Here is a 20,902-nt window from a genome sequence, read left to right as displayed (position 1 = left end):
TCTAGCGCTGCCGCAGCTTGGTGTTCAGCGCCTGGAGGACCGGGGCGGGCACCAAGTGCGAGATGTCGCCGCCCCATTGGGCGACTTCTTTCACAAGGCTGGAGGACAGGAAGCTGTAGGCGGGGTTGGTGGGCACGAACAGCGTCTCCACGCCGGAAAGCCCGATGTTCATCTGGGCCATCTGCAACTCGTAGTCGAAGTCGCTGACCGCCCGCAGGCCCTTGACGATGGCCGGGATGTCGCGCTGCTTGCAGAAGTCCACCAGAAGGCCGTGGAAGGACTCCACCTGCACATTGCCGAGCTCGGAGGTGACCTGTTCGATGAGCGCGATCCGCTCGTCGACGTCGAACAGACCCTTCTTGGACTGGTTGATCATCACCGCGACGTGCACGACGTCGTACAGCCGGGAGGCGCGGGCGATGATGTCGAGGTGTCCGTTGGTGACCGGGTCGAAGGACCCGGGACAGACTGCGCGGCGCATGACTGGCTCCTCGCTCTGCGAACGGGCGTTACCGGTACGTCGGACGCCGGGGCCCGCGACGGGCTTCCGGCTGCTCCGCGGGCTCATGACCCTGCGGTAACTTGGGCGGCGCGACCGTACCAAAGTGTCGCCTCGCCGTACCGCCGGGAGCGCAGCCCCTCGAAGCCGGCCGGCCAGTCGAAGTCACCGCCCCGGGTCCTGCGTTCCACGGTGACCAGTGTGTCGGCCGCGAGCCAGCCACCGGCCAGGAGTGTGAGCAGAATCTCCCGCAGAGCGTCGCAGGCGACGTCGTAGGGCGGGTCGAGGAAGACCACGTCGTACGGCTCCGCGGGCGGTGGTCCCGCCACCACCTTCTCGGCCTTCCCGGCCCGCACCTCGGCGCCCGGCAGGCCGATCGCCGCGGCGTTCTCGCGGATCGTACGGGCCGCGAGCGGGTCGGCCTCGGCCAGCAGCACATGGGCGGCGCCCCGCGACAGCGCTTCCAGCCCGACCGCGCCGGAACCGCCGTAGAGGTCCATGACCCTCGCCCCGGCCAGGGTGCCGCGCAGCGACAGCAGGGTCGAGAAGAGGCCTTCCTTGGCCCGGTCCGAGGTGGGCCGGGTGCCGGTGCCCGGGGGTACGGCAAGGCGCCGGCCGCCGGCCGCTCCGGCGATCACGCGCGTCATGTGCTGCTCACCCTCCGCACCCTATCCGGCCCGGCCGGTCAGCCCTTGTCGAGATACTGCTCGCGGTCGGCGTCCAGCAGGCTGTCGAGCGCGCTGCGCAGGTCGGGGTGGCCGGTCAGCTCCGGGTCGGCCGCGACCACCTCGACGGCCTCCTGCCTGGCCTGCTCGATCACGTCCCGGTCCTCGATGACCGTCAGCATCCGCAGCGACGAGCGGGACCCGGACTGCGCCTGGCCCAGCACATCGCCCTCGCGGCGCTGCTGGAGGTCGATCTCGGACAGCTCGAAGCCGTCCAGGGTGGCGGCCACCGCGTCGAGCCGGCCGCGCGCCGGGCTCGCCTCGGGCGCCTCGGAGACCAGCAGGCACAGGCCGGGCGCTGACCCCCGGCCGACCCGGCCGCGCAACTGGTGCAGCTGCGAGACGCCGAAGCGGTCCGCGTCCATGATCACCATGGCGGTGGCATTCGGCACGTTCACCCCGACCTCGATCACCGTGGTCGCCACCAGCACGTCGACCTCGCCGGCCGCGAAGCGCCGCATCACGTCGTCCTTGGCGTCCGGCGCCATCCGCCCGTGCAGCACCTCGACCCGCAGGCCGCGCAGCGGTCCCGCGGCGATCTGCTCGGCGACCTCCAGCACGGCGAGCGGCGGCCTGCGCTCGGCGTCGTCGGCCTTCTTCGCCGCGGCCCCGCCGTCCTCGTCGTCGCCGATCCGCGGGCACACCACATACGCCTGGTGCCCGCCCTCGGCCTCCTCGCGCACCCGCTCCCAGGCCCGGCTGAGGAAGTGCGGCTTCTCCGCCGCCGGTACGACATGGGTCGCGATCGGCGAGCGCCCGGCCGGCAGCTGGTCGAGCACCGAGGTCTCCAGGTCGCCGAAGACCGTCATCGCCACCGTCCGCGGGATCGGGGTGGCGGTCATCACCAGCAGATGCGGCGGCTGCGGCGCCTTGGCCCGCAGCGCGTCGCGCTGCTCGACCCCGAAGCGGTGCTGCTCGTCGACCACGACGAGCCCCAGGTCGCGGAATTTGACCTTGTCCTCGATCAGCGCGTGGGTGCCCACCACGATCCCGGCCTCGCCCGTCACCAGGTCCAGCAGCGCCTGCCGGCGGGCGGGAGTGCCCATCGAACCGGTCAGCAGCACCACCTTCGTGCCCAGCTCGGACCCGCCGAGCATTCCCGCGGACTCCGCGAGGCCGCCCATCATCTCGGTGATCGAGCGGTGGTGCTGCTGCGCCAGCACCTCGGTCGGCGCCAGCATCGCCGCCTGCCCGCCCGCGTCCACCACGCCGAGCATCGCCCGCAGCGCCACCAGGGTCTTGCCCGAGCCGACCTCGCCCTGGAGCAGCCGGTGCATCGGGTGGTCGGTGGCCAGGTCCGCGAAGACCTCGGCTGACACGCTGCGCTGGCCCTCGGTGAGCGTGAACGGCAGCTTCGCGTCGAAGGCCGCGAGCAGCCCGTCGGCGGCCGGCCGGCGGGGCACCGCGGGCAGCGCCGACTCCGCGGCCCGGCGGCGCGCCAGCGCGACCTGGAGCACGAACGCCTCGTCCCAGCGCAGCCGGTCCCTGGCCGCGGCGATGTCGGCCTTCGTACGCGGCCGGTGCACCTTCTCCAGCGCCTCGGGCAGCGGGGCGAGACCGCGGGTCTCGCGCAGCTGGGCGGGCAGCGGCTCGCCGACGCCCGCCCAGCCGGTGCCGGCCAGCGAGTTGAGCGCGGTCTCGACGGCCTGCGCGATCTTCCACGAGGTGATCTGCTTGCACGCCGGATACAGCGGGATCAGCCGGTTCGCGAAGGCGTCGACCTCCGCCTCGCCCTCGTCCGCGTCCAGCAGCTGGTAGTCGGGGTGCGCGAGCTGCCGCGTCCGGTTGAAGACCGACACCTTCCCGGAGAACATCCCCCGCCGACCGGGGATCAGCCGGTGCGCGTGCGCGTGGGCGGCCTTGCTGAAGAACACCAGCGTCAGCGACCCGCTGCCGTCGCTGACCACGACTTCGAGCCGTACGCCGGACCCGCCGCCGTACGTCCGCTTGTCCGCCTTGGAGATCTGCGCCACCACGGTCACGTACTCGTCCACCGGCAGGTCGGCCAGCCGTGTCAGCTCCCCGCGCTCGGCATACCGCCGCGGGTAGTGGTGCAGCAGGTCCCCTGTGGTGTGCAGGCCGAGATGCTCGCCGAGCACCTTGGCGGTGCGGTCGCCGACGAGCTTGCGCAGCGGTTCGTCCAACGGGTTGCCAGTCATCACCACCATCTTGGCGCACCCCCCTGACAAACCGGCGGCTCCCCCGCGCCGCCCGCCGCTACTCGACGCCGATCAGCAGCGGGCACGACGCCTGCCCGCCCTCGTACGTCACGGTGTCCACCGCCATGTGGGTGTCGCGGACGTGGGACTCCAGGCGGGCGGCGAGGCCCGCGGGCGCGGTGGCGCCCAGCACGAGGGTGACCATCTCGCCGCCGGCCGCGAGCATCCGGTCCAGGACGCGGACAGCGGTGTCCACGACGCCCGGGCCGATCACGGCGACGTCGCCGTCGATCAGGCCGAGGACGTCGCCGGCCTGGCAGACGCCCGCCATGGTCCACGACTCGCGCTCGGCGACGGCGAGTTCCGCGTAGCGGGTCGCGCCGGCCGCGGACGTCATCGCGACGACGTCCTCGTCGAAACGGCGGGACGGCTCGTGGACGGCGAGCGCGGCGATGCCCTGGACCGCGGAGCGGGTGGGGATCAGGGCGACGCGCACGCCGTCCGCGCGGGCCTGCTCGACGGCGGCGCCGGCCGCGGGCCGCAGGTCGCTGTCGTTCGGCAGCAGTATCACCTCGCGGGCGTGCGCCGCGCGGATCGCGGCGGCGATCTCACCGCTGGCGGGCGGGTCCCCGGGGCGTACGGCGACCACCACGGCCCCGGCCTGCGCGCACAGTTCGGCCATGCCGTCGCCGCGCACCAGCGCCACGACGGCCCGCTCGTGGCGCCCCGCGGTGCTGCGGACCTGCTCGCCGAAGTGCGTGACGCGGATGCGGTACGGCCGGCCGGCCTCGATGCCCGCCTCGATGGCGGCGCCCACGTCGTCGACGTGCACATGGACGTTCCACAGGCCGTCGCCGCCGACCACGACCAGGGAGTCGCCGAGCGCGTCGAGCCGGGCGCGCAGCGGCGGGATCGCGGCGGGCGGCGCCTCCAGCAGGTAGATCACCTCGTACGCGGGTCCGCCGCCGCCGCCGAACAGCGACCCGCACTACGCCGCCACCATGCTCGCCGGACCCGCGGTCACCGGGCCGGCTCTGGGCGGCACACCGCCGCCCCCGCCGCCCGGGCCCTTCGCCGGTGCGGGACCGGCCGCGCCGCCGCCCGCACCCGCGTACGGCTATCCGCAGCCGCCCGCCGGTGTGCCGACCGTGGGACCCGGCTACATGGCGGTGCTGCGCTACCGCGGCCAGGACGGCAGCGAGCAGCAGCTGATCCGCCGGTCGGCGCCCGGCACCCCGCATCCCGAGTGGCAGATCCTGCACGAACTGCGGTCGGCCGGGGTGCGCCCGGAGCAGGTGCTCGAACTGCACACGGAGCTGGAGTCCTGCGACCTGCCCGGCGGTTACTGCACCCGGATGATCCGGGAGACCTGGCCGCAGGTGCGGATCAGCCACACCGCCCCCTACGGCAGGGACCACGCGAGCCGCCGGCAGGGCGTACAGCACCTGCTGACGCACCAGGGCGAACTGCACCAGGTGGCGGGCGCCCCCGCCCGCCCGCAGCCGCAGCGGGTGCCGATGCCCGACCCGCACACCGTGCTGCGGGTGCCGCCGGTCGGTCTGGACGTCATCGGGCAGGAACTGGCGGGCGCCTTCGGGCCGCCCGGGATCTTCCGGTTCGACCAGCGGGCCGTCTCCCGGCAGGGGGTGCCCGACATCGTGGCGCAGACCCTGGTGTGGGCCGGACTGCCGGTGGACTTCGGGCCGTTCTTCTGGGCACAGGCCCAGCCCGGCCAGCCGGTGCCGACGCTGGCGGAGCTGGCCGCCTCCCGCGGTGTGCAGCCGGCCGCGGACGCGGGCTCGTACCTGGTGATGGGCAACGACTTCGGCCGTCAGCTGTGCGTGCAGTACGGCACCGCGCACATTGTGGCGCTGCCGCTGGAGGGGGGACCCGCGGGTTCGCCTCCCGCGGCGCCGCAGTTCGTGAACTCCAGCCTGCCCGAATTCGCCCGCAGCCTGGCGCTGCTGGGCCGGATGTGGCGGCTGCGGATCGGGCTCACGCCCGAGCAGGCGGGGCACTGGACGGTGGACTTCCAGGCGCAGCTGGCCGCCCAGGACCCGGCGGCGATCGCATCGCCCGACAACTGGTGGTCGGTGCTGATAGAGCAGATGTGGGACGGGCTGCTGTAACAGGCGGACGGTTCACCGCGGCAGGCCGCGGGGGGGGGGGGGGGGGGGGGGGGGGGGGGGGGGGGGGGGGGGGGGGGGNCCCCCCCCCCCCCCCCCCCCCCCCCCCCCCCCCCCCCCCCCCCCCCCCCCCCCCCCCCCCCCCCCCCCCCCCCCTCCGGCGTTTTCCGGGTAGGAGAGCAGTCGGAGTGTCGTAGCTCGTACAATTCGGTCATAAGTCATAAATGGAGACGAAGGAACGGCGAGGTCACCAGCGGTACGCCAGCGGGGAAGAGGGGCAGACGGATGAGCAGCAACACGACCGCATCGTCAACAGGCTTCGAGCAGACGCGCGGGCGCGCCCACGGCTATCGCCCCGACCAGGTGGACCGCTTCCTCGAAGAGCTGTCGGAGGACCGCGACGCCGCCTGGGAACGCGCCGCCCGGCTCACCGTCCTCGCCAATGAGATGGACGCGGAATGCGTCGCCCTGCGCGAACAGGTCGGCGCCCTCCCGCCGGAGACCTTCGCGGCTCTCGGCCCCGGCGCCCAGGAGCTGATGCAGCTGGTCGAGGAAGAGGCCGCGGCCGTGCGGGAACGCGCCGAGGCCGAGGCGCAGTACGCCAGGGACGCCGCCGAGACCGCCCGCCGCGCCCTCCAGGACGAGGCCCGTGCCGCCGCCTCAGCCCGGCTTGCCGCCGCCGAGGACCAGGCCCAGCGGACGCTCGACCAGGCGTGCGGCCACGCCGCCGAAATCCTCGGCCAGGCCCGCGCCGAGGCGGACGCCGTACGCGGCGAGGCCGAGCGGACGCTCGACGCCATGCAGGCGGACGTCGACCGCAGTACGGCCGAGGCCGACAAGGAGCGGCAGGAACGCGTCGACACCCTCGAACACGAACTCGCCGAGCGCGAGGCCGGCGTCGACAGCCGGCTGGCCGATGTCCTCGCCGACGCGGAGCGGCAGCTCGACGCGGCGCACAAGGAGCGGGCCGCCGCCGAGGAGGCGCTGCGCACCGAGCAGGAGGAGGCCGAGCAGCGCGCCTCCTCGACGCTCGCGCAGGCACGGCTGCACGAGGACCGCGTCCGGCGCGAGAGCGAGCGTGCGCTGCGTACCCACGAGGAGCACCGTGACGAGATCCGCTCCCACCTCGCCCATGTCCGCACCACACTGGCCGCCCTCACCGGCCGCCACGCCCCGCCCCCCGACGAGCAGTAGTTCCGGCCCGTCGCCGCGGCCATGCACGACGCCGTCACCCTGCACGGATGCGCCACCCTGCACGGAGCCGCAGCCCTGCACGAGGCGTCACCACTGACGAAGCCGCAGCCCGCGCATGAAGCGAAGCCGCCGCCATGGACCGCGCCGTCGCCGCGGGAAGCCGCCGCCATGGACCGCGCCCGCCTCGGCGCACCCGCGGGGTCAGGCGCTGCGCAACGGCACCATGGCCGAGACGCGGAAGCCGCCGTCCGCGGTCGGTCCCGCGGCGAAGCCGCCGCCATGCGCGGTGACCCGCTCCTTCATGCCGAGCAGTCCGTGGCCGCCGCTTGGCAGCGCGGCCTGCGCGGAGCCGTCGGAGGGGCCGTTGGTGATGAGGACCGCGACCTCCGCCTCGCGGTAGGCCAGCAGGACGACCGCCTTCGCGCCTGCCGCGTGCTTGTGCACATTGGTGAGCGCTTCCTGCACGACGCGGTAGACCGTGGCCTCGATCCGCGCCCCGCACGGCCGCTCCGCGCCCTCGACGGTCAACTCGACGCCCATTCCCGCCGCCTGCGACTCCTCGATGAGCGCGGCGAGCCGCGCGAGGCTGGGACCGTCCGCCGCGGCCTCCGCCCGCACCGCGTCCGCCCGCACGGCGGCGACCTGTACGGGCGCGGCGGCCGTCCGCAGGACCCCCAGCATCTGGCGCAGTTCGGTGAGCGCCTGCCGTCCCATGTCGCCGAGCAGTTCCGCGCTGGCCGACGCCTTCTGCGGGTCCTTGAGCGCGACCGCCTTGAGCGCGGCGGCGTGCACGACCATCAGGCTCACCCGGTGGGCGACGACGTCGTGCATGTCGCGGGCGATGCGCGTCCGCTCCTCCGCCCTGGCCCGCTCCGCCCGCTCGACGGCCTTCTCCGCGAGCAGCTCCAGTTCCCGTTCCAGTCCGTCGGCGCGCTCCCGCAGGCTCTCCACCAGCCGGCGCCTGGCGCGTACGTAGAGGCCGAGCAGCACCGGAGGACCGGTCAGGCCGAGCGCCATGAGGGCGGAGACGATCAGCGTCAGCGGCATCCCCATGGAGGTGCCGTCGTCGGAGTTGCGCAGATTGTCCTGGAATTGGAGGAAGGCGACTAGCAGGGTGCCGAAGCCGTTCATCCCGGCGAGCGCGGCGGTGATCCGCCGCGGCACCTCGGAGGCGGCCAGCGTGTAGAGGCCGACCAGGGACAGCAGGAAGCCCATCTGGGCCGGCGTCATGGCGATGCCGACCAGCACCACCGTGACCGGCCAGCGGCGCCGCAGCACCAGGACCGAGCCGACGCACACCCCGAGCAGCGCCCCCGCGCTCGGCAGGATGCCGGTGCGGTCGGCGAAGGTCGCACCCTCGAAGGCGCACTCGATTGCGGAGACCGCGGCCAGCACCAGGTCCAGGACGAAGCTGCGCCGCCGCTGCCACCACCACCAGCCGGCACGGGGCGGCACCACCGCCGCGATGGCGGCTGCCGCACCTCCTCCGGCGCCGTCATCCGGTACGTGCGCCCCCGTCGTACTCATGGCGTCCAGCGTAGGCGGTGCCCGCACCGGTGCACCGGCCGCATACCGGCCGGGTGCCGCAGCGTCACCGGCGGGTCTCCCGCTGTCCATCCCCGCGCCGCCCGGCGCCGCCGCGCTGTCCGCCAGATGGGCTGGCCGTCTCGCCGGACGGGCCGCGACCTATCCTTGAACGGCCGGACAGCGCGGTCCGCGAGTACGCCGTCCACTTCCCCTGCACAAGGAGCCGCACCTGTGAGCAGCGCCGACACCGCCCCGGACAGCAGTACCGCCAGCAGTACCGCCCTGCGTGCCGACATCCGACGCCTGGGGGAGCTGCTGGGCGGCACCCTGGTGCGGCAGGAGGGCCAGGAACTGCTCGACCTGGTCGAGAAGGTCCGTGCCCTGACCCGCAGCGACGGCGAGGCCGCCGCCGCGCTTCTGGGCGACACCGACCTGGAGACCGCCGCGAAGCTGGTCCGCGCCTTCTCCACCTACTTCCACCTGGCGAACGTCACCGAGCAGGTGCACCGCGGCCGGGACCTGCGGGCCCGCCGGGCGCTCGAGGGCGGCCTGCTCGCCCAGACCGCCGACCTGCTCAAGGACGGCGACCCCGAGCACGTGCGCGAGTCCGTGCGCAATCTCAACGTGCGGCCGGTCTTCACCGCGCACCCCACCGAGGCGGCCCGCCGCTCGGTGCTGAACAAGCTGCGGCGGATCGCCGAGCTGCTGGAGGACGGCCACGGCGCCGGCGAGGGCAGCACCGGCGACCGGCGGCGCGCCGATCTGCGGCTGGCCGAGAACATCGACCTGCTGTGGCAGACCGACGAGCTGCGGGTGGTACGCCCCGAGCCCGCCGACGAGGCGCGCAACGCGATCTACTACCTCGACGAGCTGCACGCGGTCGCGGTCGGCGACGTTTTGGAGGACCTGGCCGCCGAGCTGGAGCGGGTCGGCGTGCCGCTGCCGCCAGGGACCCGCCCGCTGACCTTCGGCACCTGGATCGGCGGCGACCGGGACGGCAATCCCAATGTGACCCCCGAGGTCACCTGGGACGTGCTGATCCTCCAGCACGAGCACGGCATCACCGACGCGCTCGAGCTGGTCGACTTCCTGCGCGGCGCGCTGTCCAACTCGATCCGCAACTCCGGCGCGAGCAGCGAGCTGCTCGACTCGCTCGCCACCGACCTGGTGGCGCTGCCCGAGATCAGCCCGCGCTACAAGCGGCTCAACGCCGAGGAGCCCTACCGGCTCAAGGCCACCTGCATCCGGCAGAAGCTGATCAACACCCGCGAGCGGCTGGCAGGCGGCACCCCGCACGTCCCGGGCCGCGACTACCTGGGCACCGCGGGCCTGCTGGAGGACCTCCAGCAGATCCAGGACTCGCTGCGCGCCCACCGCGGCGGCCTGATCGCCGACGGCCGGATGGACCGGACGATCCGCACCCTGTCGGCCTTCGGCCTGCAACTGGCCACGATGGACGTCCGCGAGCACGCCGAGGCCCACCACCACGCGCTGGGCCAGCTCTTCGACCGGCTCGGCGAGGAGTCCTGGCGGTACGCGGACATGCCGCGCGACTACCGCCGCAAGCTGCTCGCCAAGGAGCTGCGCTCGCGCCGCCCGCTGGCGCCGACCCCGGCGCCGCTGGACGAGGCGGGCGCCAAGACGCTCGGCGTCTTCCACACCATCAGCGAGGCCTTCGTGCGCTTCGGCCCGGAGGTCGTGGAGTCGTACATCATCTCGATGTGCCTGGGCTCCGACGACGTCTTCGCCGCCGCCGTGCTCGCCCGCGAGGCGGGGCTGATCGACCTGCACACCGGGGTCGCGAAGATCGGCATCGTGCCGCTGCTGGAGACCACCGACGAGCTGAAGATCGCCGACAAGCTGCTGGACGAGATGCTGTCCGACCCGTCCTACCGGCGGCTGGTGTCGCTGCGCGGCGATGTGCAGGAGGTGATGCTCGGCTACTCCGACTCCTCGAAGTTCGGCGGCATCACCACCTCGCAGTGGGAGATCCACCGGGCCCAGCGCCGGCTGCGCGACGTGGCGCACCGGCACGGGGTGCGGCTGCGGCTCTTCCACGGCCGCGGCGGCACCGTCGGCCGCGGCGGCGGCCCCTCGCACACCGCGATCCTCGCCCAGCCGTGGGGCACTCTGGAGGGCGAGATCAAGGTGACCGAGCAGGGCGAGGTCATCTCCGACAAGTATCTGATCCCGTCGCTGGCCAGGGAGAACCTGGAGCTGACGGTCGCCGCCACGCTCCAGGCGTCCGCCCTGCACACCGCGCCCCGGCAGTCCGACGAGGCGCTGGCCCGCTGGGACGCGGCGATGGACATCGTCTCGGAGGCCGCCCACGGCGCCTACCGCACGCTGGTCGAGGACCCCGACCTGCCGCCGTACTTCTTCGCCTCCACCCCCGTCGACCAGCTCGGCGAGCTGCACCTGGGCTCGCGCCCGTCGCGCCGCCCCGACTCGGGGGCGGGCCTGGACGGGCTGCGCGCCATCCCATGGGTCTTCGGCTGGACGCAGTCCCGGCAGATCGTCCCCGGCTGGTTCGGCGTCGGGACGGGCCTGAAGGCGGCCCGCGAGGCGGGCCTTGACTCGGTCCTGGAGGAGGCGCACGGGCAGTGGCACTTCTTCCGCAACTTCCTGTCCAACGTCGAGATGACGCTGGCCAAGACCGACCTGCGGATCGCCCGCCACTACGTCGACAGCCTGGTGCCCGACGAGCTCAAGCACGTCTTCGAAACGATCGAGGCCGAGCACGAGCTGACCGTGCGTGAGGTGTTGCGGCTGACCGGCGAGTCGGAGCTGCTCGCCGCCAGCCCGGTCCTGGCGCAGACCTTCCACATCCGCGACCAGTACCTCGACCCGATCTCCTACCTCCAGGTCACCCTGCTGGCCCGCCAGCGGGAAGCCGCCGCACGCGGCGAGACCCCCGACCCGCTGCTGTCCCGCGCGCTGCTGCTGACGGTCAACGGCGTGGCGGCGGGCCTGCGCAACACCGGCTGAGCCCGGCCCCGCACCGGCAGGTCCGCCCCCGTGCCCGTCCGGGCCGGGGGCGGACCTGTCAGTTCTTGCGGTGGCCGATCAGCCGTGGGCGCGGTTCGAGGCCGGACAGGCCGTTCCAGGACAGGTTGACCAGGTGGGCGGCCACCTCGGACTTGTCGGGGCGCTGGGCGTCCAGCCACCACTGGCCGGTCAGCGCGACCATGCCGACCAGGGCCTGCGCGTACATCGGGGCGAGCTTGGGGTCGAAGCCGCGCTGCTTGAACTCGTGGCCGAGGATGTCCTCGACCTGGGTGGCGATGTCGCTGATCAGCGACGCGAAAGTGCCGGTGGACTGGGCGACAGGCGAGTCGCGCACCAGGATGCGGAAGCCGTCGGTGTACTGCTCGATGTAGTCGAGGAGCGCGAAGGCGGCCTGTTCGAGGAGTTCACGCGGATGGCCGCCGGTGAGGGCGCCGGTGACCATGTCGAGCAGCCGGCGCATCTCCCGGTCGACCACGACGGCGTACAGGCCCTCCTTGCCGCCGAAGTGCTCGTAGACCACCGGCTTGGACACGCCGGCCTTGTGGGCGATCTCCTCGACCGACGTGCCCTCGAAGCCGCGTTCCGCGATCAGCGTCCGACCGATGTCGAGCAGTTGCTCGCGGCGCTCCTTGCCGGTCATACGGACCCGGCGAGCGCGGCGCACGGCGGGTGCGGGGGCGGTGTCAGGCCTGGCCTGGCCAGAGGCGGCCGGATCGGGTGGGACCGGTGGGGCCGGGGGGGTCGTCGTCGCCCTGTCGTCTCTGCCGTCGCTCACTGCTCAATCATGCCGCTTCACTGATGCCTTCTTTACGCCGGGCGGCGATCCGTTCGGCGGACGGCCAGCGCACGTCGGTCGCCCAGCCGGCGAGTTCGAACCAGCGGATGAGGCGGGCGCTTGAGTCGACCTGGCCGCGCAGGACGCCGTGCCGGGCGGAGGTGGGGTCGGCGTGGTGGAGGTTGTGCCACGACTCGCCGCAGGACAGCACCGCGAGCCACCACACGTTGCCCGAGCGGTCCCGCGACTTGAACGGGCGCTTGCCGACCGCGTGGCAGATGGAGTTGATGGACCACGTCACATGGTGCAGCAGGGCCACCCGAACGAGCGACCCCCAGAAGAACGCGGTGAAGGCGCCGTACCAGGACATCGTGACCAGGCCGCCCACCAGCGGCGGCAGCATCAGGGAGATCACCGTCCACAGCCAGAAGTCGCGGGAGATCCGCCGGATCGCCGGGTCCTTGACCAGGTCGGGGGCGTATTTGCCCTGCGAGGTCTGCTCCTCGTCGAAGAGCCAGCCCATGTGCGCCCACCACAGGCCCTTCATCAGCGCGGGCAGCGTCTCGCCGTACCGCCACGGGCTGTGCGGGTCGCCTTCCGCGTCGCTGAACTTGTGGTGCCTGCGGTGGTCGGCGACCCAGCGCACGATCGGGCCCTCGACGGCCATCGAGCCGGCGATGGCCAGCGCGATCTTCAGCGGCCTGTTGGCCTTGAACGAGCCGTGGGTGAAGTGCCGGTGGAAGCCGATGGTGATGCCGTGGCAGCCCAGGTAGTACATACCCACCATCAGGCCGACATCGAGCCAGCTCATGCCGCGGCCCCAGGCCAGCGGCACCGCGGCGGCCAGCGCGACGAAGGGAATGCAGATGAAGAGCAGGAGCGCGATCTGCTCGATCGAGCGCTTGCTCTCGCCACCGAGGGTGCCGAGATACGGCGACTCCTGTCCTGGCGTCCCGGGGTCCGGTTCCCGGGACTCGGTGATCACGTCCGTCTGTGTGGTCATGTGTGTCCCTTGCGGATGTGGAAGTGGGGGGCTGTATCTAGGGTTACGTCCGTAACCTACGCCGCCGTAAGTATTGCAGCGGTGCACGGCGGACGACAGGACCGTGGCCGTCGCCCGCCGAACGATCTCTACCCGGATCTCCGTCGCGTCCACCCCGCCGGGTACGGCATGATGGGACCGACTGCCCGGCCATCCCGACGCGACAACGGGAGGGCCGAGTTGATCCGCCGTGGTGTAATGGCAGCACTGGGGCTTTTGGTGCCTTAAGTCCGGGTTCGAATCCTGGCGGCGGAGCTGTACGCGGTCGTATCGGGGAAGCCCTCGGTATCCTGCGGGTTGTCCTGCACTCGAAAGCCCAGGAGTCTCCCCCGTGAGCCCCACACGCCCGGCTGCCGTCGTCGTCCTCGCCGCGGGTGAGGGCACACGCATGAAGTCGGCCACCCCGAAGGTCCTGCACCCGATCTGCGGCCGTACGCTGCTCGGCCATGTGGTCGCCGCCGCCCGCGCCCTGGACCCGGAGCAGCTGGTCGTGGTCGTCGGACACGGGCGCGAGCAGGTCACCGAGCACCTGGCGGCGGCCGACCCGGCGGCGCTGACCGCCGTGCAGGACGAGCAGAACGGCACGGGGCACGCGGTCCGCGTCGGCCTCGGCGAGCTGGCCGAGCAGGGCGTCACCCCGGACGGGACCGTCGTGGTGACCTACGGCGACACGCCGCTGCTGACCGCGCAGACCCTGGCCACCCTGGTGTCCGCGCACCAGGCCGACGGCAACGCGGTGACGGTGCTCACCGCGAAGGTGCCCGACCCGAACGGCTACGGGCGGATCGTGCGGGACCTGACCGACGGCCAGGTCACCGCGATCGTCGAGCAGAAGGACGCCTCGCCCGACCAGCAGGCCATCACCGAGATCAACTCCGGGGTCTACGCCTACGACGCCGCCCTGCTCGCCGAGGCGCTCGGCAGGATCACCACGGACAACGCGCAGGCCGAGGAGTATCTGACCGACACTCTGGCGATCCTGCGCGAGGCCGGGCACCGGGTAGGCGCGTACACGGCGGCCGACCACCAGGAGATCGCCGGGGTGAACAACCGGGTGCAGCTCGCCGAGGCCCGCCGGGTCCTCAACGACCGGCTGCTGCACCGCGCCATGCTGGACGGCGCCACCGTGGTGGACCCGGCGTCCACCTGGCTGGACGCCGACGTGGTGCTGGAGCCCGACACCCTGATCCACCCCAACACGCAACTGCTCGGCGCCACCAGGGTGGCCGAGGGCGCCGAGGTCGGCCCGAACTGCACGCTCACCGACACAGTGGTCGGCGCGGGCGCCCGGGTGTCGAACACCGTGGCGCAGGAGGCGGAGATCGGCCCCGAGGCGAGCGTCGGCCCGTACGCGTACCTGCGGCCCGGCGCCAAGCTCGGCCGGGGCGCCAAGGCGGGCACGTACGTCGAGATGAAGAACGCCTCGATCGGCGACGGCACCAAGGTGCCGCACCTGAGCTATGTGGGTGACGCCACCATCGGCGAGCACACCAACATCGGCGCGGCCAGCGTCTTCGTCAACTACGACGGCGAGGCCAAGCACCACACCACGATCGGCAGTTACTGCAAGACCGGCTCCGACAACATGTTCGTCGCACCGGTGGTGGTCGGCGACGGCGCCTACACGGCGGCCGGCTCGGTGATCACCAAGGACGTGCCCGCCGGGTCGCTCGCGGTGGCCCGCGGGCAGCAGCGCAACATCGAGGGCTGGGTCGCCCGCAAGCGCCCGGGCAGCGCCGCCGCGCATGCCGCGGAACGCGCCAAGCGGGACGAATAGCACCTGGCGGCGTTCGGCGCGGCAGGTCTTCGAACGAGTGAGCCGCGCCTTTCCCCGAGTCCCGCACGCGTTGCCGAACGGGTGAGTGAGGGCCGTCTCATCAGCCCTTCCGAGGTGCACAGATGCGCCGGAGGGGGCGTACCGTGTGGGGTGCACACAATTCCGCCAGCACGCCCTCTTCGGGGCGTCGCTGTGTCGAACACCAGTCGAACACCAAGGAGACGGTGCAGTGACCGGGATCAAGACGACCGGTGAGAAGAAGTTGATGCTCTTCTCCGGCCGCGCCCACCCCGATCTGGCGGAGGCGGTGGCACGGGAACTCGGAGTCGAGCTGGTGCCGACCAAGGCTTTCGACTTCGCCAACGGCGAGATCTATGTGCGGTTCCAGGAGTCGGCGCGCGGCGCCGACTGCTTTTTGATCCAGAGCCACACCCGCCCCATCAACCAGTGGATCATGGAGCAGCTGATCATGCTGGACGCCCTGAAGAGGGCTTCCGCACGCAGCATCACCGTGATCGTCCCCTTCTACGGCTACGCACGGCAGGACAAGAAGCACCGCGGCCGCGAGCCGATCTCGGCCCGGCTGATCGCCGACCTGTTCAAGACCGCGGGCGCCGACCGCATCCTGACCGTCGACCTGCACACCGACCAGATCCAGGGCTTCTTCGACGGCCCTGTCGACCATCTCTTCGCCCTGCCGATCCTGGCGGACTACGTCGGCGCCAAGGTGGACCGCGACAAGCTGACCGTGGTCTCGCCGGACGCCGGCCGGGTCAGGGTCGCCGACCGCTGGTGCGACCGGCTGGGCGCGCCGCTGGCCATCGTGCACAAGCGCCGCGACCCGGACGTCGCCAACCAGGTGAAGGTCCACGAGGTCGTCGGTGACGTCAAGGGCCGGGTCTGCGTCCTGGTCGACGACATGATCGACACCGGCGGTACGATCTGCGCCGCCGCGGACGCGCTGTTCGCCAATGGCGCCGAGGACGTCATCGTCACCGCCACCCACGGCGTGCTGTCCGGGCCGGCCGCCGACCGGCTGAAGAACTCCCGGGTCAGCGAGTTCATCCTCACCGACACCCTGCCGACCCCCAACGAGCTGAAACTCGACAAGATCACCGTGCTGTCGATGGCGCCGACCATCGCCAACGCCGTGCGCGAGGTCTTCGAGGACGGCTCGGTGACCAGCCTGTTCGAGGACTCGCACTGACCTCGGCCTGACCTCGGCCCGTCCTCGGCCTGTTCCCACCCCGCCGGGGCACGACGCCGCAGAATCGGTACATCACAGGATGTACCGGGAGATCGATTTCGTCCGGGGCCTTCCCGCCGGTTACGCTGTCCGCGTTGCTCGGCGAGGGAGGCCCCGGACGTCTGTCGGTCCGGACCCGGCTCCGTTATCGACGCGCTCCTCGTAACTGTGGATCGGCCCGTCGGGGCCGGGCGACCGTACCGTCTGCCACCACGAGGAGTGAACCTCATGTCCGAGGTCAAGATCGCCGCTCAGCAGCGCACCGAGTTCGGCAAGGGCGCCGCCCGCCGGATCCGCCGTGCCAACCAGGTCCCCGCCGTCATCTACGGCCACGGCGCCGACCCCCAGCACGTCTCGGTCCCCGGCCACGAGCTGCTGCTCGCGCTGCGTACCGCGAACGTCCTGATCTCGCTGGACATCGACGGCAAGGCCGAGCTGGTCATCCCCAAGGCGGTGCAGCGCGACCCGCTGCGCGGCTTCATCGAGCACGTCGACCTGCTGTCGGTCAAGCGCGGCGAGAAGGTCACCGTCGAGATCCCGGTCACCGCCGAGGGCGAGCTGGCCCCGGGCGGCAACCTGCTGGAGCACGTGCTCAACACCCTGCCGGTCGAGGCCGAGGCCACCCACATTCCCGAGGGCGTCACGGTCAGCGTCGAGGGCCTGGAGGCCGGCGCCTCCATCCTCGCCAAGGACATCGCGCTGCCGAAGGGCACCACGCTGGCCGTCGACGAGGACGCCGTCGTGATCCAGGTCGTGTCCGCGCAGGCCGAGGCCGCCGACGAGACCGAGGACGAGGCGGGCGTCGAGGACGCCGCTCCCGCCGAGGAAGCCGCCTCGGAAGAGGCCTGATCCGGCGTCGCCGGCCAGGCGACTCCCGGCCGCCGCCGCACCCTGCGGGGTGCGGCGGCGGCCGTGCGTTCCGCCGCCGCGGGAACCGCGGCGGGCCGGACCCCGCCCCGACACCTGGAGACGTGGATGACCGACAGCACAGCGCCCTGGCTGGTGGCCGGCCTGGGCAATCCGGGACCGGAATACGCGGCGAACCGGCACAACATCGGCTTCATGGTCGCCGACCTGCTGGCCGAGCGGATCGGCGGGCACTTCAAGCGGTCGGGCAAGGCGCAGGCCCAGGTCGTGGAGGGCCGGCTCGGCCCGCCGGGACCCCTGAGCCGCCGGGTGGTGCTGGCCAAGCCCATGACGTTCATGAACCTGTCCGGCGGCCCGGTGACCGCGCTCAAGGACTTCTACAAGGTGCCGACCGAGCGGATCATCGCCGTCCACGACGAACTGGACATCCCCTACGCCGCCTTGCGGCTCAAGCTCGGCGGCGGCGACAACGGCCACAACGGGCTCAAGTCGATCACCAAGTCGCTCGGCGCGGACTATCTGCGGGTACGGGCCGGGATCGGCCGCCCGCCCGGGCGGATGGACGTGGCCGCCTTCGTGCTCAAGGACTTCTCGGCGGCCGAGCGCAAAGAGCTGGACTGGTTCGTGGACCGGGCCGCCGACGCCGTCGAGGCGCTGATCGCCGACGGGCTGGAGCGCGCGCAGAGCACGTACAACAGCTGAGCACGGCAGCGCGGTGCCGCCAGGTTGACCGGACGGCATGCCATGGCCAAAGATCGCCCGCATGGTCAAACGGAGCCGTTCCCGCCGCCTGGCGGAGGGCGCTTGGGGACTTGTGCTGCTGGCCCGGGTGGTCGGTGTGACCGCCGTGGCGGCGCTGCTGCTGGTGTCGGGCGCCTGGGACTCCTGGCGGACCGCGCAGCACGTGATGCTCACCAAGGGCCACGAGCACGGCACGATGACGCTGGCAGACTGCGGCGACACCATATGCACCGGACCCTTCGCCCCGAAGGGCACCGCAGTGGCGCGCCCGCGGGTCACCATCAGCCTGCCGATCCGGCACACCCCGGGCGCCAGGATCCCGGTCGCCGTCCAGCCGGGCACCGACAAGGTCGTCAGGGCCGGCTGGGGTGGTGTCCTCTTCGCCTGGGTGCCCTTCGGCGGCGCCCTGCTGCTGGCGGCCGTCGTCCTCGCCGGCGGCCTGCGGATGCGCCGCACCGCCTGGACCCTCGCCGCCTGCGGCGCGGCGCTGCTGGCCGGCGCCTTCCTCACCCTGTAGCCGGGCGCAAGGGGCGCGTCAGGCGGTCAGCGGGCGCTCCCGGCGGTGCGGGCGACGGCGAAGATCCGGCGGAAGGGGAAGACCGTGCCGTGCAGCCCCGGCGGATACGCCTTGCGCAGCAGGTCGCGGTATTGCCCGACGAATTCCCGCGCCGCGGCGGGGTCGCCCTCCAGGGCTGTCAGGACCGGGCGCAGAGCGGTGCCCTTGGTCCATTCCAGCACCGGGTCCTCGCCCTCCAGCAGTTGCACATAGGTGGACTCCCAGACGTCCACCACCTCGCAGCCGAGCACCGTCAGGCGCTCCAGATAGTCGGCCGGGCTGAGGATGTGCACATAGCGGCGGCCGTGGCCGTCGAGCCGGGCGCGCCACTGCGGGGTGTCGCACAGCTCGGCCAGCAGCGCGTGGCTCGGGGCGGTGAAATTGCCCGGGACCTGGAAGGCGAGGGTGCCGCCGGGGGTGAGGTGGCCGAGCCAGTCGCCGAAGCGGTCGGCGTGGCCGGGCACCCACTGGAGCGCGGCATTGGAGACGATCAGGTCGTACGGCTCGCCGGGGGTCCACACGGCGGCGTCGGCGAGGCGGAAGTCCAGGGAGCCGCCTCCCGCGGTGGCTCCCGCGCGGTCCGCCGCCGAGGCCAGCATCTCGCGGGAGCTGTCGAAGCCGGTGATACGGGCGGCGGGCCAGCGGTCGGCGAGCAGCGCGGTGACATTGCCGGGACCGCAGCCGATGTCCGCGATATGCGGGGCGTCCCCGCCGGGCAGCCCGGGCACCCGGGCCAGCAGGTCGAGGAACGGGCGCGTGCGGTGGGTGGCGTGCCGGAGATACTGGTGAGGGTCCCACGTCGGTGCTGCGTGCATCGTTCGTACTCCCTGGTGGTACGGAACCGCTGCCGGAATCGGAGGGCGGGATTCTGCCCCCTTTCCAGGCTCCTCCTGTGGATATCTTGATGTCAAGAGACTTCATATCGACAGACCTATTACACTGATCTCCATGGAGGACGAGGTCGACCGGCTGGTCGCTGCATGGCGCCGAGAGCGCCCCGACCTCGACGTCGAACCGCTTGAGGTGCTCAGCCGGGTCAGCAGGCTGGCCAGGCACCTGGACAGGGCCCGGCGCCTGGCCTTCGCGGAGCACAGCCTGGAGCCGTGGGAATTCGACGTGCTCACCGCGCTGCGGCGGGCGGGCACCCCGTATCAGCTCTCTCCCGGGCAGCTGCTCACCCAGACCCTGGTCACCTCGGGCACGATGACCAACCGGATCGACAGGCTCGCCGAGAAGCGGCTGGTCGAGCGGCTCCCGGACCCCTTCGACCGGCGCGGGGTGCTGGTCAGGCTCACCCCGGCGGGCCAGGACCGCGCCGACCGGGCACTGGCCGGCCTGCTCGCCCAGGAACGCGCCATCCTGGGCGAGCTGAGCCGGGCCCAGCGGGCCGAGCTGGCGGCGCTGCTACGACAGCTGACCGCGCCTTTCGACAACGTCCCCACCTGACGGGACCAGCTCCACCGGCCCCACCCCCGCCCGCCGGGCCAGCGCCACGGCCGCGAGCGTCGAGTGCACTCCGAGCTTGCCCAGCACGTTCTGCATATGGGTACGCACCGTGTGCGGCGACAGGAACAGCCGCTCCGCGACCGCCTTGCGGCCGAGCCCGGCGACCATACAGCGCAGCACCTCCTGCTCTCGCGGCGTCAGCGACTCGACCAGCTGCTCGCTCTCGGTGCGGTGCCTGCGGGCCGCGGTCAGCTCCCGCAGGACGCCGGTCAGCAGCGCGGGCGGCAGATGCGTCTCGTCCCGCAGCACCCCGCGCACGACGGCGAGCAGCCGGGACAGCGAGCAGTCCTTGGCGACCCAGCCGGACGCCCCGGCCTGCAGCGCGCCGGCCGCCCGCACCGGATCGTCCCGCTCGGCCAGCACGACCGTACGGGTGCCGGCGTGCTCGGCGCGAACCCGTTCGACCAGCGCGAGGCCGTCGATGACGGGGTCGCGCGGCTCGGCCGGCCGCTGCTCCGACAGCGGTGGTACGGCGGCCAGTTGCGGCCGGTCCCGCGGACCTGTGCCCAGGTCGGCGTCGACCAGCAGTACGTCGTAACGCCGGCCGTCGACCGCCGCGCGGTCCAGGCAGCGCTGGGCGGCGGGGCCGCTGCCGGCCGCCGACACGTCGACGTCGGGTTCCGCCGCCAGTGCGGCGGCGAGCGACTCGGCGAAGATGCGATGGTCATCGACGACGAGAACGCGAATTCGTCCCACGGACACCACTCCCGGTGTACGGCACTCCCCCAGTGGCGGGGCGCCACCGCGTGGGATCCGGCACCCGTGACGGGGCCGCCGCCCCGGGCACGGGTGCCGAATCCCGTGCGTCTCGCCCCCTGATGAACGCCGGCCCCCACCGGCGCTGTGGGAAAAGCGTAGGGGTTCCCCCGGGTATTGGCGCCGACTTGGCGGAAGTTCCGAATCTGGGCTTCCGCCTGTACCCGCGATCCAGGTCGGTGCGCAGCGCCCGGGCCGCCCTGCGCCTCCGCTGCCGCGGGGCCGGGGCGCCGTGGCGTCGGCGGGTACGCCTCCGCTGCCGCGGGGCCGGGGTTACTTGCCGCGTAGGGCGGCGCCATACAGCGGCGCGGGGAACGGCGCGAGCAACCCGCCACCCGCCGTCGTGTGCGGACGGACCGCACCACCCCGGGGGCGCGGGGAACCGTGCGACAAGCCC

At 72.7% G+C, this 20,902-nt stretch carries 16 protein-coding genes, 1 tRNA gene and 2 pseudogenes; 10 read left to right on the top strand and 9 right to left on the bottom strand.

All coding sequences use genetic code 11. The features are described from left to right. Position 1 precedes the first annotated feature (1 nt). The 4 genes and pseudogenes from coaD to V7E46_RS05690 form a co-directional block, all read right to left on the bottom strand. Positions 2 to 481, bottom strand: a complete 480-nt coding sequence (gene coaD / locus V7E46_RS05705; protein WP_333767379.1) for a pantetheine-phosphate adenylyltransferase — start codon at positions 479 to 481, stop codon at positions 2 to 4. 83 nt (positions 482 to 564) lie between these two features. Beyond that, positions 565 to 1,146 (bottom strand): 16S rRNA (guanine(966)-N(2))-methyltransferase RsmD, encoded by a 582-nt coding sequence (gene rsmD / locus V7E46_RS05700; protein WP_333767378.1) that lies wholly within the window; start codon positions 1,144 to 1,146, stop codon positions 565 to 567. Between the two features lie 38 nt (positions 1,147 to 1,184). Continuing rightward, entirely contained in the window at positions 1,185 to 3,383 is a 2,199-nt protein-coding gene (gene recG / locus V7E46_RS05695) for an ATP-dependent DNA helicase RecG (protein WP_333767377.1), read from the bottom strand. A 58-nt stretch (positions 3,384 to 3,441) separates the two neighbouring features. Continuing rightward, positions 3,442 to 4,353: pseudogene (locus tag V7E46_RS05690) on the bottom strand (DAK2 domain-containing protein); the annotation flags it as partial. Here V7E46_RS05690 and V7E46_RS05685 point away from each other — a divergent pair. Both V7E46_RS05685 and V7E46_RS05680 read left to right on the top strand, forming a co-directional pair. Then, a pseudogene (locus V7E46_RS05685) lies at positions 4,340 to 5,512 on the top strand (SUKH-4 family immunity protein); the annotation flags it as partial. The pseudogenes V7E46_RS05690 and V7E46_RS05685 overlap by 14 nt on opposite strands. Positions 5,513 to 5,794: 282 nt before the next feature. Next, positions 5,795 to 6,703: a cellulose-binding protein gene (locus tag V7E46_RS05680; RefSeq protein ID WP_333767376.1), complete on the top strand. Its 909-nt coding sequence runs from the start codon at positions 5,795 to 5,797 to the stop codon at positions 6,701 to 6,703. Between the two features lie 201 nt (positions 6,704 to 6,904). Here V7E46_RS05680 and V7E46_RS05675 read toward each other — a convergent pair whose 3' ends face one another. Beyond that, entirely contained in the window at positions 6,905 to 8,230 is a 1,326-nt protein-coding gene (locus tag V7E46_RS05675) for a sensor histidine kinase (protein WP_333767375.1), read from the bottom strand. Between the two features lie 231 nt (positions 8,231 to 8,461). On the opposite strand from V7E46_RS05675, the gene ppc reads away from it, so the two are divergent. Continuing rightward, positions 8,462 to 11,218 carry a phosphoenolpyruvate carboxylase gene (ppc, locus tag V7E46_RS05670; protein ID WP_329178399.1) on the top strand — a complete coding sequence of 919 codons (2,757 nt, stop codon included), beginning with the start codon at positions 8,462 to 8,464 and terminating at the stop codon, positions 11,216 to 11,218. A gap of 58 nt (positions 11,219 to 11,276) precedes the next feature. On the opposite strand, the gene V7E46_RS05665 is transcribed toward ppc, so the two are convergent. Both V7E46_RS05665 and V7E46_RS05660 read right to left on the bottom strand, forming a co-directional pair. Then, positions 11,277 to 11,879 carry a TetR family transcriptional regulator gene (locus V7E46_RS05665; RefSeq protein ID WP_443054001.1) on the bottom strand — a complete coding sequence of 201 codons (603 nt, stop codon included), beginning with the start codon at positions 11,877 to 11,879 and terminating at the stop codon, positions 11,277 to 11,279. Positions 11,880 to 12,021: 142 nt separating this feature from the next. Beyond that, positions 12,022 to 13,017 (bottom strand): acyl-CoA desaturase, encoded by a 996-nt coding sequence (locus V7E46_RS05660; protein WP_333767374.1) that lies wholly within the window; start codon positions 13,015 to 13,017, stop codon positions 12,022 to 12,024. Between the two features lie 223 nt (positions 13,018 to 13,240). Between V7E46_RS05660 and V7E46_RS05655 the strand changes: the two genes are divergently transcribed. The 6 genes from V7E46_RS05655 (at position 13,241) to V7E46_RS05630 (ending at position 18,204) form a co-directional block, all read left to right on the top strand. Continuing rightward, a tRNA-Gln gene (locus V7E46_RS05655) sits at positions 13,241 to 13,311 on the top strand. Between the two features lie 76 nt (positions 13,312 to 13,387). Then, positions 13,388 to 14,833 (top strand): bifunctional UDP-N-acetylglucosamine diphosphorylase/glucosamine-1-phosphate N-acetyltransferase GlmU, encoded by a 1,446-nt coding sequence (gene glmU / locus V7E46_RS05650; protein ID WP_333767373.1) that lies wholly within the window; start codon positions 13,388 to 13,390, stop codon positions 14,831 to 14,833. Between the two features lie 229 nt (positions 14,834 to 15,062). Next, positions 15,063 to 16,040 (top strand): ribose-phosphate diphosphokinase, encoded by a 978-nt coding sequence (locus tag V7E46_RS05645; protein ID WP_329178395.1) that lies wholly within the window; start codon positions 15,063 to 15,065, stop codon positions 16,038 to 16,040. A 267-nt stretch (positions 16,041 to 16,307) separates the two neighbouring features. Then, positions 16,308 to 16,928, top strand: coding sequence for a 50S ribosomal protein L25/general stress protein Ctc (locus V7E46_RS05640; protein ID WP_329178393.1), 621 nt, complete (start codon positions 16,308 to 16,310; stop codon positions 16,926 to 16,928). Between the two features lie 126 nt (positions 16,929 to 17,054). Next, positions 17,055 to 17,648, top strand: a complete 594-nt coding sequence (gene pth, locus V7E46_RS05635; protein ID WP_333767372.1) for an aminoacyl-tRNA hydrolase — start codon at positions 17,055 to 17,057, stop codon at positions 17,646 to 17,648. Positions 17,649 to 17,709: 61 nt separating this feature from the next. After that, a complete protein-coding gene (locus tag V7E46_RS05630; RefSeq protein WP_333767371.1) occupies positions 17,710 to 18,204 on the top strand; it encodes a hypothetical protein in 495 nt (164 codons plus the stop codon). 26 nt (positions 18,205 to 18,230) lie between these two features. On the opposite strand, the gene V7E46_RS05625 is transcribed toward V7E46_RS05630, so the two are convergent. Further along, positions 18,231 to 19,058 (bottom strand): trans-aconitate 2-methyltransferase, encoded by an 828-nt coding sequence (locus V7E46_RS05625; protein WP_333767370.1) that lies wholly within the window; start codon positions 19,056 to 19,058, stop codon positions 18,231 to 18,233. Between the two features lie 133 nt (positions 19,059 to 19,191). Here V7E46_RS05625 and V7E46_RS05620 point away from each other — a divergent pair, with 133 nt between their 5' ends. Then, entirely contained in the window at positions 19,192 to 19,689 is a 498-nt protein-coding gene (locus V7E46_RS05620; RefSeq protein WP_329178388.1) for a MarR family winged helix-turn-helix transcriptional regulator, read from the top strand. Here the strand turns inward: V7E46_RS05620 and V7E46_RS05615 are convergent. After that, positions 19,648 to 20,445: a response regulator transcription factor gene (locus V7E46_RS05615; RefSeq protein ID WP_329178386.1), complete on the bottom strand. Its 798-nt coding sequence runs from the start codon at positions 20,443 to 20,445 to the stop codon at positions 19,648 to 19,650. The two genes, V7E46_RS05620 and V7E46_RS05615, sit on opposite strands and share 42 nt — an antisense overlap. Positions 20,446 to 20,902: the final 457 nt, after the last annotated feature.

Origin of the sequence: Streptomyces sp. IBSBF 2435 (assembly GCF_036815005.1) — a bacterium.
Lineage (GTDB): Bacteria > Actinomycetota > Actinomycetes > Streptomycetales > Streptomycetaceae > Actinacidiphila.
Note: the sequence above shows the minus strand (reverse complement) of the source record. Positions and strands in the feature narration are given on the sequence as shown.